Below are 17760 nucleotides of genomic sequence, written 5' to 3' on the forward strand. Positions count from 1 at the left end.
GATAAGCTTTGGCTATGAACTGCGGCATACGGCAGAAAAAGAAAAACCCCGCCACAGGGACGGGGTTTTACAGGCTAAAAGAGGAGTGGATTACTCTTCTTTCGCGCCACGCATCGCACGTTTACGATCGTTTTCAGTCAGGTGACGTTTACGAATACGGATAGACTGTGGAGTCACTTCTACCAGTTCGTCGTCATCGATGAATTCCAGAGCCTGCTCCAGAGTCATCTTGATCGGTGGAACCAGAACCGTTGCTTCGTCAGTACCGGACGCACGCATGTTGGTCAGTTTCTTACCGGTCAGGCAGTTTACAGTCAGGTCGTTAGAACGGCTGTGAATACCGATGATCTGGCCTTCGTAAACTTCAGCACCGTGGCCGAGGAACAGCTTACCGCGGTCCTGCAGGCTGAACAGTGCGAACGCAACCGCTTTACCCTGACCGTTGGAGATCAGAACGCCGTTGTTACGCTGACCTACATCACCCGGACGAACATCGTCGTAGTGGCTGAAGGTGGAGTACAGCAGACCGGTACCAGAGGTCATGGTCATGAACTCTGAACGGAAGCCGATCAGACCACGGCTTGGGATCACGTAGTCAAGACGTACGCGGCCTTTGCCATCTGGATTCATGTTTTTCAGGTCGCCTTTACGCTCACCCAGAGCCTGCATCACAGAACCCTGGTGCTGCTCTTCAACGTCCAGCGTTACGTTCTCGAACGGCTCTTGTTTACGGCCATCGATTTCGCGGAAGATAACTTTCGGACGGGAAACCGCCATTTCGAAACCTTCACGACGCATGTTTTCGATCAGAACAGACAGGTGCAGCTCACCACGACCCGAAACGCGGAATGCGTCAGCGTCTGGAGTCTCTTCAACGCGCAGCGCAACGTTGTGCACCAGCTCTTTGTTCAGGCGGTCAAGGATCTGACGAGAGGTAACGAACTTACCTTCTTTACCGCAGAACGGAGAGGTGTTGACGTTGAAGAACATGGATACCGTTGGTTCATCAACAGACAGCGCTGGCAGCGCTTCAACCGCCTGCGTGTCGCAGATGGTGTCAGAGATGTTCAGCTCGCCCAGACCGGTGATAGCGATGATATCGCCCGCTTCAGCGATGTCGCTCTCGATACGCTCAAGACCCAGGTGAGTCAGAACTTTACCGACTTTACCGTTACGGGTTTTGCCTTCGCTATCGATGATAGTGACCTGCTGGTTTGGCTTAACTTTACCGCGCTTGATACGACCGATGCCGATTACACCAACGTAGTTGTTGTAGTCGAGCTGAGAGATCTGCATCTGCAGGGTGCCGTCGAGATCAACGTTTGGCGCAGGAACACGGTCAACAATCGCCTGGTACAGCGGGGTCATGTCTTCAGCCATGTTTTCGTGGTCCAGACCTGCAATACCGTTCAGCGCAGATGCGTAAACGATAGGGAAGTCCAGCTGCTCGTCGGTCGCGTCGAGGTTAACGAACAGGTCGAATACCTGGTCGACAACCCAGTCAGGACGCGCGCCAGGACGGTCAACTTTGTTGATAACAACAATTGGCTTCAAACCATGAGCAAATGCTTTCTTGGTTACGAAGCGCGTCTGCGGCATTGGGCCATCCATTGCGTCAACGACCAGCAGAACGGAGTCTACCATGGACATTACGCGCTCAACTTCACCACCGAAGTCGGCGTGCCCTGGGGTATCAACGATGTTGATACGGTAGTCATTCCATTTGATAGCGGTGTTTTTAGCGAGGATGGTAATCCCACGCTCTTTCTCCAAATCGTTGGAGTCCATCACGCGTTCTTGAGTTTCGGCACGAGAGTCGAACGTACCGGATTGCTGCAGCAGCTTATCAACCAGGGTAGTTTTACCATGGTCAACGTGCGCGATGATGGCGATGTTACGCAGATTTTCGATCACAACTTTGCCTCAGGCATTAGAAATAGCGCGTTATTGTACACGGATTAATCGCACTACAAAACAGGATCACAAACATCCCCCGCAAACAAGTATTGCAGAGATGCTTTGTGATCGCTTTCACGGAGCGTAAAAAGGGCACTTTAACGAAAATTGCACCAATATGGTGCTCAGTGTTCACACTGAAGCACTATACTGGTGCAACATTACCATCTTGGTGCAGCAGTTTTGCACTATGGTGCGCATGATAACGCCTTTTTGGGGTGTTTTAAAAGTTGGCACAGATTTCGCTTTATCAAAATACGGCAAAAAAATGGCACACAGCCAGGCCAAAGCAGAATTTGAAGACCTCGTTACCACGACGACAATGACCAATCTGGAGAGTTAAGTATGTCCGCTGAACACGTTTTGACGATGCTGAACGAACATGAAGTGAAGTTTGTTGATCTGCGCTTCACCGATACCAAAGGTAAAGAACAGCACGTCACGATTCCTGCTCATCAGGTAAACGCCGAATTCTTTGAAGAAGGCAAAATGTTTGACGGCTCCTCCATTGGTGGCTGGAAAGGCATTAACGAATCCGACATGGTTCTGATGCCGGACGCGACCACTGCGCTCATTGACCCGTTCTTCGAAGAGCCTACGCTTATCATCCGTTGCGATATCCTCGAGCCAGGCACGCTGCAGGGCTACGACCGCGACCCACGCTCCATCGCTAAACGCGCTGAAGAGTACCTGCGCTCTACCGGCATCGCAGACACCGTTCTGTTCGGGCCAGAGCCAGAGTTCTTCCTGTTCGACGACATCCGTTTTGGTGCTTCTATTTCTGGCTCCCACGTGGCTATTGATGACATCGAAGGCGCATGGAACTCCTCTACCAAATACGAAGGCGGCAACAAAGGTCACCGTCCTGGCGTGAAAGGCGGTTACTTCCCGGTTCCTCCGGTCGATTCTTCACAGGACATCCGTTCTACCATGTGTCTGATCATGGAAGAGATGGGCCTGGTTGTTGAAGCACATCACCACGAAGTTGCAACCGCTGGCCAGAACGAAATCGCTACCCGCTTCAACACCATGACCAAAAAAGCGGATGAGATTCAGATCTACAAATACGTTGTTCACAACGTTGCGCACCGCTTCGGTAAAACCGCGACCTTCATGCCAAAACCAATGTTTGGCGACAACGGTTCCGGTATGCACTGCCACATGTCTCTGTCCAAGAACGGCACTAACCTGTTCTCTGGCGACAAATATGCGGGTCTGTCCGAGCAGGCGCTGCACTACATCGGTGGTGTTATCAAACACGCTAAAGCGATCAACGCCCTGGCGAACCCAACCACTAACTCCTACAAGCGTCTGGTCCCAGGCTACGAAGCCCCAGTTATGCTGGCGTACTCTGCCCGTAACCGTTCTGCTTCTATCCGTATCCCGGTTGTTGCTTCTCCGAAAGCGCGTCGTATCGAAGTGCGCTTCCCGGACCCAGCGGCTAACCCATACCTGTGCTTCGCAGCGCTGCTGATGGCCGGTCTGGACGGTATCAAGAACAAGATCCACCCAGGCGAAGCCATGGACAAAAACCTGTACGACCTGCCGCCAGAAGAAGCGAAAGAGATCCCACAGGTTGCAGGTTCTCTGGAAGAAGCCCTGCAGGCGCTGGACGCAGACCGTGAGTTCCTGACCGCTGGCGGCGTGTTCACTGATGAAGCTATCGACGCTTACATCGCGCTGCGTACCGAAGAAAACGACCGTGTGCGTATGACTCCGCACCCGGTTGAGTTCGAACTGTACTACAGCGTCTAATCGATTTGTTTTACCCGGCGCGTCACGCGTCGGGGGTAGTTGCCGTGGAAACTTTAGCCCATCTCCGGATGGGCTTTTTTCTCCACCAACAACCTGATCTCACGCGCTTTTTACGACGAAAAAGCTATACTGCACTAAATTAGTGCAACCAACTCCAGGAGACTGCTGAATGGCAACTGGCACGCTGCCCGATGCTGGGCAGATCCTCAATTCTCTTATTAACAGCATCCTGCTGGTCGACGACGAGCTGGCGGTACATTACGCCAACCCGGCCGCGCAGCAGCTGCTCGCTCAAAGTGCGCGAAAACTCTTCGGCACGCCCCTTCCGGAACTGCTGAGCTATTTTTCGCTCAATATTGGCCTGATGCAGGAAAGTTTGCAGGCCGGTCAGGGATTTACGGATAACGAAGTGACGCTGGTGATTGACGGGCGCTCTCACATTCTCTCGCTCACCGCTCAGCGTCTTCCTGAAGGCCTGATCCTGCTGGAGATGGCGCCGATGGATAACCAGCGTCGACTGAGCCAGGAACAGCTCCAGCACGCCCAGCAGATTGCGGCACGGGATCTGGTGCGCGGCCTTGCCCATGAAATCAAGAACCCGCTCGGGGGCTTACGCGGCGCGGCGCAGCTGTTAACCAAAGCGCTTCCCGACCCGGCGCTGGCGGAATACACCAACGTCATCATTGAACAGGCGGACCGCCTGCGCAATCTGGTGGACAGGCTCCTGGGGCCGCAGCAGCCGGGGATGCACATTACGGAAAGCATTCATAAGGTCGCCGAACGGGTGGTCAAACTGGTGTCGATGGAGCTGCCGGAGAACGTGACGCTGGTTCGCGATTACGATCCAAGTTTGCCTGAACTGGCGCACGATCCGGACCAGATTGAGCAAGTTTTACTGAATATCGTGCGTAACGCGCTGCAGGCTTTAGGCCCGGACGGTGGCGAAATCATCCTGCGCACCCGCACGGCCTTCCAGCTCACGCTGCACGGCGTGCGCTACCGACTGGCGGCGCGAATCGACGTTGAAGATAACGGGCCGGGCATTCCGCCGCATCTTCAGGACACGCTGTTCTACCCGATGGTGAGTGGTCGCGAAGGCGGCACCGGGCTGGGGTTATCCATTGCCCGCAATTTGATCGATCAACACTCTGGAAAAATTGAATTTACCAGTTGGCCGGGCCATACCGAGTTTTCGGTTTTCCTGCCGATTAAAAAATAAAGGTGACGTTTATGCAACGAGGGATAGTCTGGGTAGTCGATGACGATAGCTCCATCCGTTGGGTGCTTGAACGCGCGCTCACAGGGGCGGGATTAAGCTGCACGACATTTGAGAGCGGCAGCGAAGTGCTCGATGCGCTCACCACCAAAACCCCGGACGTGCTGCTGTCGGATATCCGTATGCCGGGCATGGACGGGCTGGCGCTGTTAAAGCAGATCAAGCAACGCCACCCTATGCTTCCGGTCATCATAATGACCGCGCACTCCGATCTGGATGCCGCCGTCAGCGCTTACCAGCAGGGGGCGTTTGATTACCTGCCAAAGCCGTTTGATATCGACGAAGCGGTCGCGCTGGTTGAGCGCGCCATCAGCCACTATCAGGAGCAACAACAGCCGCGCAATACCCCGGATTTTGGCCCGACGACGGACATCATCGGCGAAGCGCCCGCGATGCAGGATGTGTTTCGCATCATCGGTCGCCTGTCGCGCTCGTCCATCAGCGTGTTGATTAACGGCGAATCGGGCACGGGTAAAGAGCTTGTCGCGCATGCCCTGCATCGCCACAGCCCGCGGGCAAAAGCGCCATTTATCGCGCTCAACATGGCGGCTATCCCGAAGGATCTCATTGAGTCTGAGCTGTTCGGTCACGAGAAAGGGGCATTCACTGGCGCAAACACCATTCGCCAGGGACGCTTCGAACAGGCCGACGGCGGGACGCTGTTCCTGGATGAAATCGGCGATATGCCGCTGGACGTTCAGACCCGCCTGCTGCGCGTGCTGGCCGACGGTCAGTTCTACCGCGTGGGCGGCTACGCGCCGGTGAAGGTGGACGTGCGCATTATTGCCGCCACCCACCAGAACCTGGAGCTGCGCGTTCAGGAGGGAAAATTCCGCGAGGACTTATTCCACCGCCTGAACGTGATCCGCGTTCATCTCCCGCCGCTGCGCGAGCGTCGGGAAGATATCCCGCGCCTGGCGCGCCACTTCCTGCAGGTTGCCGCGCGCGAGCTGGGCGTAGAGGCCAAACAGCTGCATCCGGAAACCGATGCCGCCCTCACCCGCCTCGCCTGGCCGGGTAACGTGCGCCAGCTGGAAAACACCTGCCGCTGGCTGACGGTGATGGCCGCCGGCCAGGAAGTGCTGATTCAGGATCTCCCAGGCGAACTTTTCGAAGCCACCGCGCCAGAAAGCAGCACCGGGCACGCGCTGCCGGACAGCTGGGCAACGCTGCTTGCGCAGTGGGCCGACCGCGCGCTGCGTTCCGGTCATCAAAACCTGCTTTCAGAGGCGCAGCCGGAGATGGAGCGCACGCTGCTGACCACCGCGCTTCGCCATACGCAGGGCCATAAACAGGAAGCCGCTCGCCTGCTGGGATGGGGTCGTAATACCCTGACGCGTAAGCTGAAAGAGCTGGGAATGGAGTGATGTTTACCGCTGTGTAAAGATTACAAATTGAGCGCAAAATGGCGTTATTTTGCGCTTTACTGTTCCGATGAGTTTAGTATGATCCTGCCCGAAAACGGGGGGAACCATCATGCTGGAATCATTAGTCAATTTGCTCTCTAGCGGAGCAGCCGAGAGCCACACGCCGCAGACGGCAGTTGCAGCCGTGCTGTGCGCGGCACTGGTTGGGTTGTTTAGCTAGGCGGGTTTACCCGGTCTACCAATGCGAGTAGGCCGGGTAAGCGTCACCCGGCAATACCACTCAAATCACGCGCGAGAACTGCTGCATCCGCGCCTTCTGGCGCAGATAGGCGTCAAAGCACATGCAGATATTGCGAATCAACAAGCGCCCTTTCGGCGTCACTTCAACCGCACGCTCGGTGACATCCACCAGCCCATCTTTCGCCAGCGGCGCGAGCAGCTTCAGGTCTTCTGCGAAGTAATCACTGAACTTCAGATCCCACTGCGACTCCACGTTGCTGAAATCGAGGCGGAAGTTACAGATAAGCGCCTTAATCACGTCGCGACGAATGCAGTCATCGCGCGTTAGCGCAATGCCGCGCCACAGGGCATTACCCTTCTCATCAACCTGCTGATAGTACTGTTTGAGCTCTTTTTGGTTCTGCGCGTAGCAGTCGCCAATCATGCTGATGGCGGAAACGCCCATGCCCAGCAGGTCGGTATCGCCCTGGGTGGTATAGCCCTGGAAGTTACGATGCAAAATCCCTTCACGCTGGGCAATCGCCAGCTCATCGTCCGGGCGGGCAAAGTGATCCATACCGATAAACTGATAGCCGGCTTCGGTCAGGGAGGTGATGGTTTCCTGCAAAATATCCAGCTTCTGCCGGGCAGAAGGCAGATCGGCATCTTTGATTTTGCGCTGCGCGGCGAACAGCGTCGGCAGGTGCGCATAGTTAAAAACGCTCAGGCGGTCGGGGTTAAGCTCGGCCACACGCTTCAGGGTGAAGGCGAAGCTTTCCGGCGTCTGCTTTGGCAGGCCGTAGATAAGGTCGATGTTGGTCGAGGTAAAGCCGATATCACGGGCGTGATTGAGCAGCGCAAAGATGAACTCCTCGTCCTGCTCGCGGTTCACCAGGCGCTGAACCTCTTTATTGAAGTCCTGTACGCCCATACTCAGGCGGTTAAAGCCCTCGGCGCGTAAGTGATCCAGGACATCCAGCTCGATTTCGCGCGGATCGACCTCGATCGAGATTTCAGCGTCGGGATTGAAACTGAAATTGCCGCGCAGCAGCGCCATTAACCGGCCGATCTGCGCTTTGTTCAGATAGGTTGGCGTACCGCCGCCCCAGTGAAGCTGGCTGACCTGACGTCCGGCGAAAAGCGGCGCGCGGTGCAGGATTTCCTGTTCAAGGGCGTCGAGATACTGGTCGGCTTTATGCTGCTGGCGGGTGACAATTTTATTGCAGCCGCAGAAGTAGCAGAGCTTATGGCAGAACGGAATGTGAACGTAGAGTGAGAGCGGACGCTCGGGATAGCGCGCAACGGCCTGTAAAAATTCAGCCTCGCCAAAGCTCTCGGCGAACTCCAGCGCGGTTGGGTATGACGTATAGCGCGGCCCGGAATAGTTATATTTCTGGATTAGGGCCAAATCCCAGTCGATCGATGGTACAGACATGCTCACTCCTTCCGTTGGTGTCGCGTTCGTATACGGCGGCCCGTTCTGGCCCCGCTTCGGGCCATCATTCGGGTGCGCAGCCACTTCTGTCGCCGCGACAACCGCCGTAGTTTAACGAATAACCACACCAGATAACATATAATCGGAAGGGTTATAAGCAGGACTACCGTACCCGCCAGGTGCAAATGTTAGTTTCCACCCTTCAGAAGACGCATCATATCTTCTTGCTTCTCGTCTTCTTCTTCATCTTCTTCGTCGTCGTAGGACAGACCCAGTTTTTGCATCAGCTCGTCGATGCGATCCAGCTTGGCATCAACCCATGACTGCTCTTCTGCGGTCAGGGATTGACCCTCTTCAAGACGTTCCAGCAGCGCGTCCAGGCGCTCATCGTTCTCCAGCAAATCCAGCTCAGCCTGCGGTGAAAGCATAGGTTTCTCGCTCTTTGGTTTGTGCTGCTTAGTGACCGGGGTGTCTGTCACGCCCAGTGGAATGGGAGTTTTACTGCCGATACGGGGATCTTTCTGCGCTTTACCTTTTGCGGACGCGCTCGCTGCACCGCTACCGCTTGCACGGCTACCCGCAGCATGGCCACGATGCTTTTTATCGCGTTTGCGATCGCGCGCTTCCTGGTTCAGTTCTTCGCGCGTTTTGCGGCGTGCTTTTGCCGGGCGTTTAGCGCCCGCTGCGGAGGTCGGTTTTTTCATGATGTTTATCTTTAATCTGTTTTATTCAGTATAGAATTGCGGCGAAATCTAGCAGAAAGCAAGCAAAGAAAAAAGGCGACAGAGCAATCTGTCGCCTTTTTTCCTGACTCACAACCCTTAACGGGTCAGACATTCCTTGTTTGCCAACAACGAACCCTGTTTATCCTTTGGCTTATACCGTCCGTGATACGGTTCCCTTTCCCTTTTAAAACGCCTCCAGGCGCATTGTCATCCTGACAATCCTTAGTCTTCGCCTCCTGGCGTTCCTGACCCTTGTCCCTAAGTCATTATCCTGTGGCATCCTCGCCTTGGCGCACACTTTACCTTGTTCCACTGAACTAACAAGCTGTGAAACGGTACAAAAATAGATTTTCAGAAAATTACTCAAATGCAACAATTTGATTTAAAACAAATTGTGTTTTTTTACACCTGCGATTTCTCTGAGATCTCCCATAGCTTTAATGGCAAATGTCTTACAAACCCTGTGGTTTTCACCTTCAGGCCGATCGCGATGGGAAAAGCCTTTTGCCCGCATTCAGGTATAATCCCCGTCAGATTACGATTTTTGGAGACGACCACGTGACTACCTGGAACTACCAACAGACGCATTTTGTCACCAGTGCGCCTGATATTCGCCACTTACCTTCCGATACCGGTATTGAAGTGGCATTTGCTGGACGCTCCAATGCGGGTAAGTCCAGCGCCCTGAATACGCTGACCAACCAGAAAAGCCTGGCGCGTACCTCAAAAACGCCTGGCCGTACTCAGCTGATCAACCTGTTTGAAGTCGCAGAGGGCAAGCGCCTGGTCGACTTACCGGGGTATGGTTACGCGCAAGTGCCTGAAGAGATGAAGATCAAATGGCAGCGTGCGCTGGGTGAATACCTCGAAAAACGCCTGTGCCTGAAAGGTCTGGTGGTGCTGATGGATATTCGTCACCCGTTAAAAGATCTCGATCAGCAGATGATCGACTGGGCCGTAGCGAGCGACATCGCCGTTCTGGTGCTGCTCACGAAGGCCGATAAGCTGGCAAGCGGCGCGCGTAAAGCGCAGGTGAACATGGTTCGCGAAGCGGTGCTGGCGTTTAACGGTGATGTGCAGGTTGAGCCTTTCTCATCCCTGAAAAAGCAAGGCGTGGACAAGCTGCGCCAGAAGCTCGATAGCTGGTTTAACGAGCTGGAACCCGCGACAGAAGCGGAAGAAGAGTGATAAAAGCGCGGTGATGTCCGCGCTTTTTTTTGCCCGAAATTTTCTTTGCCGCAATAAAAAACGCCCCAGTCATTACTGACTGGGGCGGCTAAAATATTCAGCCAAATCCGATTACGTGAAGTAAAAGGTCTGAAAGATAGAACATCTTACCTCTGTACCCTACGTCGATAACTCTACTCTTTTTTTATCGGAGGAAAAAGCACTTTTTGTAGTTTTTTTTCATTCTTTACATAGGGAATTCTAATGATCGTCACAAAACGCGCGTAGTTATGTTGCAAACTTACATAATAAGCGCGTTATGCATTTAACCCTTAGTGAGCCTGATCCCAGTTTTCCCCACTCCCCACTTCCACCAGCAATGGCACGTCGAGCGTCATGCTGCTTTCCATCAGTTCGTGGATCTTTTTCGATACCGCATCCAGATCGTCTTTGTGCACTTCAAACACCAGTTCATCGTGCACCTGCATGATCATTTTCACGCGCGGCTGCTCTTTCTCCAGCCAGGCGTCAACGGCAATCATCGCGCGTTTGATGATGTCCGCCGCCGTGCCTTGCATTGGGGCGTTGATCGCCGCACGCTCAGCGCCGGCGCGGCGCGCGGCGTTACTGGATTTGATGTCCGGGAGATAAAGACGACGGCCATCCAGCGTTTCGACGTACCCCTTCTCTTTCGCCTGAGCACGGGTACGCTCCATATATTCCAGTACGCCCGGGTAACGCTCAAAGTAGAGATCCATGTACTTTTGCGACTCTTTACGCGGAATGTTGAGCTGGCGTGAAAGGCCGAACGCGCTCATGCCGTAAATCAGACCGAAGTTGATCGCTTTCGCGCTACGACGCTGTTCGTTGGTCACGCTTTCCAGCGGCAGGCCAAAGACCTCAGCCGCGGTCGCGCGGTGAATGTCCTGCCCTTCGGCAAACGCGGTCAGCAGCCCTTTGTCGCGCGACAGATGCGCCATAATGCGCAGTTCGATTTGCGAGTAGTCCGCAGAGACAATCAAATAGTCTTCCGGCGCGATAAATGCCTGACGAATACGACGACCTTCTTCATTACGAACCGGGATGTTTTGCAGGTTCGGATCCGTTGAGGAAAGTCGCCCGGTTGCAGCAACCGCCTGATGGTAAGAGGTATGCACGCGGCCCGTTTTCGGATTGATCATCAGCGGCAGCTTGTCGGTGTAGGTCGATTTCAGCTTCGCCAGCCCGCGATACTCCAGAATCACTTTCGGCAGCGGATAATCCAGCGCCAGCTCCTCCAGCACCTCTTCCGACGTCGATGGTGCGCCGCCTGGGGTTTTCTTCAGCGGCTTAATGCCCTGTTTTTCAAACAGGATAGTCTGCAGCTGCTTAGGCGACGACAGGTTAAACGGCTCGCCCGCCAGCTCATGTGCCTTCTGCTCAAGCTCGGTCAAACGCTGCGCAAGCTCACCGGAGTGGTTATGCAGCACCGTTGGGTCGATTTTAACGCCGTTGCGCTCAATGCGGGACAGCACGGGCACTAGCGGCATTTCGACGTGCTGGAAGACGTTCAGCGGTCCTTCCTGCTTCTGCAGCTTAGGCCACATCTTCAGGTGCAGCTGCAGCGTGACGTCAGCGTCTTCAGCCGCATAGCGGCCCGCCTCTTCCAGCGCAATCTGGTTAAAGGTCAGCTGATTTTTGCCTTTGCCGGCAATTTCTTCGAAGGTAATGGTTTTGTGTTTCAGCCAGCGATCGGAGAGGGAATCCATATCGTGACGGCCTGCCACGCTGTCCAGAATGTAGGATTCCAGCATGGTATCGAAGGCGATACCGCGCAGTTCGATGCCGTAGTTTTGCAGGATCCCGCGGTCATATTTCAGGTTTTGCCCGACCTTGAGCAGCTTCTCGTCTTCAAGCAGCGGTTTCAGCAGCGCCAGCACGCGCTCGCGCGGGATTTGATCCGGTGCATCCAGATAATCATGGGCAACGGGCACATAGGCCGCCAGGCCCGGCTCTGTCGCAAACGACAGCCCTACCATGTTCGCGGAGATGTTATCGAGGCTGTCGGTTTCCGTATCGAAGGCGAAGACCGGCGCCTTCTTCAGTTTTTCGATCCAGGCGACAAGCTGGGACTCTTCCAGAATGGTTTCGTAGTTGTCAGAAGAGAGCGCAGTGGCCTCCTCTTCAGCCTGCTCTTCGGCATCCACCGTGATGGTCTCTTTCGGCTTCGCCGCGGGTTTGGCCCCTTTCGCCTGCAGCCATTTGCCCGCCTCGACGTCTGTCGTCCAGCGCTTAAATTCGTATTTTTTAAACAGACCCAGCAGCTCTTCTGCCGCCGGCTCCTGGACTTCGAGCTGTTCGCAGGTTAGCTCCAGCTCGACATCCGTTTTGATCGTCGCCAGCTTGTAGGAGAGGTAAGCCACCTCTTTGTTGTCTTCAAGTTTGCCGGCCATGGTTTTGGCGCCACGGAAGGTTAATCCGGCGATTTTGTCAGACTCGGCGTACAGCGTATCCAGCCCGCCAAGACCCTGCAGCAGCGCCTGCGCGGTTTTCTCGCCCACGCCCGGAACGCCCGGAATGTTATCTGAGGAATCGCCCATCAGGGCGAGGAAATCGATGATCAGCTCTGGCGGAACCCCGTATTTAGCCACCACCTCTTCCGGCCCCAGAATGGTGTTGGTCATGGTGTTAATCAGGGTGATCCCAGGGGTGACCAGCTGCGCCATGTCTTTATCACCGGTGCTGATCAGCACGGGACGGCCCATTTTTTCCGCCTCACGCGCCAGCGTACCGATGACGTCATCGGCCTCGACGCCGGACACGGCCAGCAGCGGCAGACCCATTGCTTTTACCATCGTGTGCAGCGGCTCGATTTGCGCGCGCAGATCGTCAGGCATTGGCGGACGGTGAGATTTGTAATGCTCAAACAGCTCGTCACGGAAGGTTTTGCCCTTCGCGTCAAACACAACCGCCGCGTGGGTCGGCTGGTACTGAAGGATCAGGCTGCGCAGCATATTGAGCACGCCGTACATCGCGCCGGTGGGCTCCCCTGCGCTATTGGTCAGAGGAGGAAACGCATGATACGCCCGATACAGGTAAGAAGAGCCGTCGACGAGAATAAGAGGGTTTTCTGGGATCTGAACCATGTTGTCCGTGCCTTTAATCAATTTATGCGTAAAGGATGCCACAGAAGGATGAAAACATCAGTTTTTAGCACCCATTACAGGAAAAGATTTTGGGATCGTGAAGATCGCTCGCAAATTTAAATCTGTGGATAAGTTTGTGTATATTTTCACTTCAGAGGGAAAATAACGATCTAAGCCGTTCGGATTTCAATAATTTTGTATTGAATATCAATCTATTAAATAGAGATCCTGACTGTATATTGCCAACTGATGACAATTTACTCCATGTGGATATAAGCCTCGCCCATTTCGCATTCATAGATAAATCATCTGCTAAAAGGTAAAAGCATCTAACTCACGGGATGAAAGCGCCATTATTTAGCCCGATTTCTGGTAAAATCAGCGCCCTGCGCCGGGCACCCGGTCGGCAAAATACATCTAACTATCTGAAAAAGCTCAAAATGTTGAGATTACTCGCTGCGATAACATTACTGTTAAGCATCATTTTAACTATTCTGGTGACTGTCGCCTGTTCTGTGCCGATCATCGTCGCCGGAATAATTAAGCTGCTGTTACCCGTCCCCGCCGTCTGGCGAGCAGTTTCTGCATTTTGTAACTTCATGATGTATTGCTGGTGCGAAGGGTTGGCCATCCTGTTGTACCTGAACCCGCACCTGAAGTGGGATGTTCAGGGCCTGGAAAGGCTGAACAAAAAGAACTGGTATTTGCTGATCTGCAACCACCACAGCTGGGCAGATATTGTGGTTCTGTGCGTGCTGTTCCGCAAACATATCCCAATGAACAAATACTTTCTTAAGCAGCAGCTGGCCTGGGTGCCTTTTATTGGCCTGGCGTGCTGGGCGCTGGATATGCCGTTTATGAAGCGCTATTCTCGCAGCTACCTTATTCGCCATCCGGAGCGTCGCGGTAAAGACGTCGAAACCACGCGCCGTTCATGCGAAAAGTTTCGCGCCCACCCAACAACGATCGTTAACTTCGTCGAAGGCTCTCGTTTCACGGAAGAGAAGCGGCTGCAAACGCGCTCGCCATATAAGAACTTACTGCCGCCTAAAGCCGCAGGCATCGCAATGGCGCTTAATGTACTCGGGGAGCAGTTTGATAAGCTCCTGAACGTCACGCTGTGTTATCCGGAAAACGATAGCACGCCGTTCTACGATATGCTGAGCGGCAAGCTGACACGCATTGTCGTGCGCGTTGACCTGCTTCCTGTCGATACAGAATTGCACGGTGATTACGTTAACGATAAGAACTTTAAGCGTCGTTTCCAGCTCTGGCTTAATACGCTCTGGAAAGAGAAAGACGAGCAGATAGATAACATTAAATCTTCATACAAAAACGCCGGTCAGTGACCGGCGTTTTCTTTTTTACTTCTTCTCAACCAGATACTTCACGGTATCCGCGTACTGCTGTACGAAGATGTCCATGCTGCTGGTATCCATGCCCTGCATGTTCAGCTGGTATTTACCGTTAACATACATCGCCGGAACGCCCTGCAGTTGCAGGTCGGCAGCGGCTTTCTCCTGCTGAGCAACCAGAGATTTCACCACGAAGCTGTTCCAGGCCGCGTCATAGTCTTCGGCCTTCACGCCCGCATCTACGAATACCTTACGGATGTCCGCAGTGGTTTGAACGGTCTGGGTTTTCTGCACGCCTTCAAACATAGGAGCGGTGATTTTATCTTCCACGCCCAGAGCAATCGCAACTGCCCACGCCTGAGTCAGGTCTTTACCCAGTGGGCCCAGGAACTCAACGTGGTACTTGGTCATTTTGGTGCCTTCCGGCAGCTTTTTCTTCACGTTGTCAGAAACATGAAGAACCTGCTCGAACTGATAGCAGTGCGGGCAATAGAAAGAGAAGAACTCCAGCACCTGTGGCTCACCAGCAACTGGCTTCTCGAGCGTGGTGTACTGTTTACCGTCAGTAAACTGTGCAGCAGAGGCGCTAAATGCCAGAATCATACCTGCCAGCGCTAGCCATACTTTTTTCATGATCAACTTTCTCCTGGGTGTGTTCGATTAATACATTGGCGTTAATTGCAGAGGAGGCTCCCGAAGAACCTTAACCTGCTCAATAAAAGTGGATATCTGGTTGCGCCAGTAATCTTCTCCGGTTAACCACGGGAAGTTTCTGGGGAACGCGGGATCGTCCCAACGCCTGATTAACCATGCGAGATAATAAACAAAACGCATCGCACGTAAAGGCTCAATCAGGGCAATTTCATCTGAATTAAAGGCGCTAAATTCTTCATAGGCTTCAATGATGGTTTCAAGCTGCATACGCTGCTCGGCTTTGTCACCGTTAAGCAGCATCCACAGATCCTGAATGGCAGGCCCCATGCGCGCATCGTCGAGATCGACAAATAGCGGGCCATCTCGCCAGAGGATATTTCCGGCATGACAATCCCCGTGTAGACGAAGCACGGGAATATCATCGCGCCAGTGTGTTTTTACCGCGTCGATGAGTTTATCCGTCGCGTCGAGGAAATTGTCCTTCAGCGCCGCAGGGATTAGCGTAGAGGTTTCGAATACCTGTCGTGGCTCAAGAAGATATTCCTGAATCCCCATTGTCGGACGGGCAATAAAGGATTTTTTACGTCCGGTTTGATGAATTCGCCCAAGATAGCGGGCAACCCATTCCATCTGATCGATATTATCAGCTTCAAACTGACGGCCGCCCAGGCTTGGAAATACGGCGAAGAAAAACCCCTGGTGCGTAAGCAGCGTTTGATTATTGAATGGTATCGGGGCAGCCACCGGGACATCGTCTGCCAGTAAATCGTGGGCAAACTGATGTTCTTCCTGAATTTGTTCCGCAGACCAGCGTTCGGGACGATAGAATTTAACGACAAAGCGCTGACGCTCCTCGTCCTGGAATTGATAGACGCGGTTTTCGTAGCTATTTAAAGGCGTTAACCCGGAATCCACGCGAATACCCTGATCGAAGAGGGCATCCATAATGGTATCCGGGTGCAATGTCTGGAAAGTAAAAGCCTGGTCGTTCATCCGATCATCCGGAAAATATACGAATGATTGAGGATATCATTTTGTGGCGATTTCGGTGCCGCCGCTTACAAGCTTTTACTCTTTAATTACGCCACGCGCCCGAAGCAGCGCGGTTTTAAAATCTTCCTCGTAGTCCTTCTGAATTCCCGGAATAACAGCATCTTTGGCGGAGTCGCGCATTTTGAGGTGATAGATCAGGATGTCGTCAGAAAGGTCCGTCAATTCACCGTCATAACCTGACTCTTTCGCCAGTTTCTGTAAAAATTGCATCAGATTCAGCTCGGGTTCTTTTTGCCAGGCTGGCTGGAGGAGTTCAATAACTTCGTTCAGACGTTTACATTTCATGGTGGTGCTCCTTTCATTTAGAAAGACACGTTAGCAGGGTCAATCCCACAATAAAAGAGGCGATATAGGTGAAACAGCATCTGGAAATTACTGGCGTTGTTCTGGCTGGCGGAAGGGCAACGCGCATGGGAGGAAAAGACAAGGGCCTTCAGGTGCTAAACGGTATACCGTTATGGAAACACGTCGCAGATACCCTTTCACGCCAGGTGGCGTCGATTGCCATTAGCGCTAATCGGCATATCGAGCTCTATCAAGAGAGCGGATTTCCCGTTTATCAGGACATCCAGGCCGACTATCCCGGCCCTCTCGCCGGTATGCTTTCGGTGATGCAACAATCCGACGGCGAGTGGTTTCTCTTTTGCTCGTGCGATACGCCGCTTATCCCGGCCTGTCTTGCCGATCGCCTGGTAGAGCATCGTGACCAGTCCCCCGTTGTCTGGATACATGACGGAGAGCGCGACCATCCCACTATTGCGTTGATTAACAAGAAGTTAATACCGAATTTGCAATCCTATCTGGAAGCAGGAGAGCGGCGCGTGATGGTGTTTATGCGTCAGTCGGGTGGTCACTCTGTCGATTTTAGCGATCTGAAATCTGCTTTCATCAACGTGAACACAACCGAAGATCTCAAGAAGATGCAGGAGAAAGCATGATCCCCGTTTTAGCCATTTCAGCCTGGAGCGGTACGGGTAAAACGACGCTTCTGAAAAAGCTGATCCCCGCACTGTGTGAAAGAGGGATCTGCCCGGGTTTAATTAAGCATACCCATCACAATATGGATATCGATAAACCCGGAAAAGACAGCTACGAACTGCGTAAAGCAGGAGCCGCGCAAACGATGGTGGCCAGCAGCCAGCGGTGGGCGCTGATGACGGAAACACCGGACGAAAAGCCGCTGGATCTGGCTTATCTGGTAAGTCGAATGGACCATTCAACGCTTGATTTGGTTCTGGTTGAAGGGTTCAAGCACGAGTCTGTCGCTAAGATCCTGCTTTTCAGAAGCGATGCAGGGCACGCCCTAAACGAATTAACGCTGGATGAGCATGTTATCGCCGTTGCCAGCGATATTGAGCCGGAGCTGTCTGTGCCAGTTTTAGATTTGAATGATGTAGATGGGATAGCGAGCTTTATCCAGCTGTGGATGGCAGGCAGGTAAGCCTGTCTTCTTGCTGTTTTCTAAATGGCAGAACGCAAAAAGGCCATCCTTTCGGATGGCCTCTTCACTTATTTGATGCCTGGCAGTTCCCTACTCTCACATGGGGAGACCCCACACTACCATCGGCGCTACGGCGTTTCACTTCTGAGTTCGGCATGGGGTCAGGTGGGACCACCGCGCTAAAGCCGCCAGGCAAATTCTGTAATCTGTATCAGCTGAAAATCATCTCTCA

The 17760-nt window shown here is 53.5% G+C and carries 16 protein-coding genes and 1 rRNA gene; 8 read left to right on the forward strand and 9 right to left on the reverse strand.

The features are described 5' to 3' along the window. Positions 1 to 90 precede the first annotated feature (90 nt). Positions 91 to 1914, reverse strand: a complete 1824-nt coding sequence (typA, locus tag AB6V08_RS17565) for a ribosome-dependent GTPase TypA (protein ID WP_368544101.1) — start codon at positions 1912 to 1914, stop codon at positions 91 to 93. Positions 1915 to 2301: 387 nt separating this feature from the next. Here typA and glnA point away from each other — a divergent pair, with 387 nt between their 5' ends. From glnA to AB6V08_RS17585, 4 genes are all read left to right on the forward strand, one after another. Continuing rightward, positions 2302 to 3711 (forward strand): glutamate--ammonia ligase, encoded by a 1410-nt coding sequence (glnA, locus tag AB6V08_RS17570; RefSeq protein ID WP_023333896.1) that lies wholly within the window; start codon positions 2302 to 2304, stop codon positions 3709 to 3711. A gap of 169 nt (positions 3712 to 3880) precedes the next feature. Beyond that, entirely contained in the window at positions 3881 to 4930 is a 1050-nt protein-coding gene (gene glnL, locus AB6V08_RS17575) for a nitrogen regulation protein NR(II) (protein WP_368544102.1), read from the forward strand. Positions 4931 to 4941: 11 nt separating this feature from the next. Further along, positions 4942 to 6354 carry a nitrogen regulation protein NR(I) gene (gene glnG / locus AB6V08_RS17580; protein WP_368544103.1) on the forward strand — a complete coding sequence of 471 codons (1413 nt, stop codon included), beginning with the start codon at positions 4942 to 4944 and terminating at the stop codon, positions 6352 to 6354. 109 nt (positions 6355 to 6463) lie between these two features. Next, positions 6464 to 6574: a YshB family small membrane protein gene (locus AB6V08_RS17585; RefSeq protein WP_125358805.1), complete on the forward strand. Its 111-nt coding sequence runs from the start codon at positions 6464 to 6466 to the stop codon at positions 6572 to 6574. A gap of 60 nt (positions 6575 to 6634) precedes the next feature. Here the strand turns inward: AB6V08_RS17585 and hemN are convergent, their stop codons facing one another. Both hemN and yihI read right to left on the reverse strand, forming a co-directional pair. After that, complete coding sequence (hemN, locus tag AB6V08_RS17590; RefSeq protein WP_368544104.1) at positions 6635 to 8008, reverse strand: oxygen-independent coproporphyrinogen III oxidase; 1374 nt, start codon at positions 8006 to 8008, stop codon at positions 6635 to 6637. A 188-nt stretch (positions 8009 to 8196) separates the two neighbouring features. Next, complete coding sequence (gene yihI, locus AB6V08_RS17595) at positions 8197 to 8712, reverse strand: Der GTPase-activating protein YihI (RefSeq protein ID WP_368544105.1); 516 nt, start codon at positions 8710 to 8712, stop codon at positions 8197 to 8199. A 579-nt stretch (positions 8713 to 9291) separates the two neighbouring features. Here yihI and yihA point away from each other — a divergent pair. After that, positions 9292 to 9921, forward strand: a complete 630-nt coding sequence (gene yihA / locus AB6V08_RS17600) for a ribosome biogenesis GTP-binding protein YihA/YsxC (RefSeq protein ID WP_234672817.1) — start codon at positions 9292 to 9294, stop codon at positions 9919 to 9921. 97 nt (positions 9922 to 10018) lie between these two features. Here the strand turns inward: yihA and AB6V08_RS23260 are convergent, their stop codons facing one another. Further along, positions 10019 to 10066, reverse strand: a complete 48-nt coding sequence (locus AB6V08_RS23260; RefSeq protein WP_071892919.1) for a spot 42 RNA, inhibition of DNA synthesis — start codon at positions 10064 to 10066, stop codon at positions 10019 to 10021. Positions 10067 to 10232: 166 nt separating this feature from the next. Next, a complete protein-coding gene (gene polA / locus AB6V08_RS17605) occupies positions 10233 to 13025 on the reverse strand; it encodes a DNA polymerase I (RefSeq protein WP_368544106.1) in 2793 nt (930 codons plus the stop codon). Positions 13026 to 13465: 440 nt separating this feature from the next. Between polA and AB6V08_RS17610 the strand changes: the two genes are divergently transcribed. Next, entirely contained in the window at positions 13466 to 14374 is a 909-nt protein-coding gene (locus tag AB6V08_RS17610) for an acyltransferase (RefSeq protein ID WP_368544107.1), read from the forward strand. 15 nt (positions 14375 to 14389) lie between these two features. Here AB6V08_RS17610 and dsbA read toward each other — a convergent pair whose 3' ends face one another. From dsbA to AB6V08_RS17625, 3 genes are all read right to left on the reverse strand, one after another. Next, on the reverse strand, positions 14390 to 15013 hold the full coding sequence (dsbA, locus tag AB6V08_RS17615) for a thiol:disulfide interchange protein DsbA (protein ID WP_368544108.1): 624 nt from the start codon (positions 15011 to 15013) through the stop codon (positions 14390 to 14392). 27 nt (positions 15014 to 15040) lie between these two features. After that, a complete protein-coding gene (locus AB6V08_RS17620) occupies positions 15041 to 16027 on the reverse strand; it encodes a serine/threonine protein kinase (RefSeq protein ID WP_368544109.1) in 987 nt (328 codons plus the stop codon). 75 nt (positions 16028 to 16102) lie between these two features. Further along, a complete protein-coding gene (locus AB6V08_RS17625; RefSeq protein WP_014072418.1) occupies positions 16103 to 16372 on the reverse strand; it encodes a YihD family protein in 270 nt (89 codons plus the stop codon). A 68-nt stretch (positions 16373 to 16440) separates the two neighbouring features. Between AB6V08_RS17625 and mobA the strand changes: the two genes are divergently transcribed. Together mobA and mobB are read left to right on the forward strand one after the other, a co-directional pair. Continuing rightward, positions 16441 to 17025, forward strand: a complete 585-nt coding sequence (gene mobA / locus AB6V08_RS17630; protein WP_368544110.1) for a molybdenum cofactor guanylyltransferase MobA — start codon at positions 16441 to 16443, stop codon at positions 17023 to 17025. Further along, a complete protein-coding gene (gene mobB, locus AB6V08_RS17635) occupies positions 17022 to 17528 on the forward strand; it encodes a molybdopterin-guanine dinucleotide biosynthesis protein MobB (RefSeq protein WP_368544111.1) in 507 nt (168 codons plus the stop codon). Before mobA ends, mobB begins: the two co-directional genes overlap by 4 nt. A gap of 77 nt (positions 17529 to 17605) precedes the next feature. Here mobB and rrf read toward each other — a convergent pair. After that, a 5S ribosomal RNA gene (gene rrf, locus AB6V08_RS17640) occupies positions 17606 to 17721 on the reverse strand. Between the last annotated feature and the right edge of the window lie 39 nt (positions 17722 to 17760).

The organism is Enterobacter soli (assembly GCF_964208575.1).
GTDB lineage: Bacteria > Pseudomonadota > Gammaproteobacteria > Enterobacterales > Enterobacteriaceae > Enterobacter > Enterobacter soli_A.

What these genes read in the sequence shown, in the direction of transcription:
- dsbA (WP_368544108.1), bottom strand. Translation starts at nt 15,013, where the DNA reads ATGAAAAAAGTATGGCTAGCGCTGGCAGGTATGATTCTGGCATTTAGC.
- glnG (WP_368544103.1), top strand. Translation starts at nt 4,942, where the DNA reads ATGCAACGAGGGATAGTCTGGGTAGTCGATGACGATAGCTCCATCCGT.
- glnA (WP_023333896.1), top strand. Translation starts at nt 2,302, where the DNA reads ATGTCCGCTGAACACGTTTTGACGATGCTGAACGAACATGAAGTGAAG.
- hemN (WP_368544104.1), bottom strand. Translation starts at nt 8,008, where the DNA reads ATGTCTGTACCATCGATCGACTGGGATTTGGCCCTAATCCAGAAATAT.
- mobB (WP_368544111.1), top strand. Translation starts at nt 17,022, where the DNA reads ATGATCCCCGTTTTAGCCATTTCAGCCTGGAGCGGTACGGGTAAAACG.
- yihI (WP_368544105.1), bottom strand. Translation starts at nt 8,712, where the DNA reads ATGAAAAAACCGACCTCCGCAGCGGGCGCTAAACGCCCGGCAAAAGCA.
- AB6V08_RS17610 (WP_368544107.1), top strand. Translation starts at nt 13,466, where the DNA reads ATGTTGAGATTACTCGCTGCGATAACATTACTGTTAAGCATCATTTTA.
- AB6V08_RS17625 (WP_014072418.1), bottom strand. Translation starts at nt 16,372, where the DNA reads ATGAAATGTAAACGTCTGAACGAAGTTATTGAACTCCTCCAGCCAGCC.
- glnL (WP_368544102.1), top strand. Translation starts at nt 3,881, where the DNA reads ATGGCAACTGGCACGCTGCCCGATGCTGGGCAGATCCTCAATTCTCTT.
- AB6V08_RS17585 (WP_125358805.1), top strand. Translation starts at nt 6,464, where the DNA reads ATGCTGGAATCATTAGTCAATTTGCTCTCTAGCGGAGCAGCCGAGAGC.
- polA (WP_368544106.1), bottom strand. Translation starts at nt 13,025, where the DNA reads ATGGTTCAGATCCCAGAAAACCCTCTTATTCTCGTCGACGGCTCTTCT.
- AB6V08_RS17620 (WP_368544109.1), bottom strand. Translation starts at nt 16,027, where the DNA reads ATGAACGACCAGGCTTTTACTTTCCAGACATTGCACCCGGATACCATT.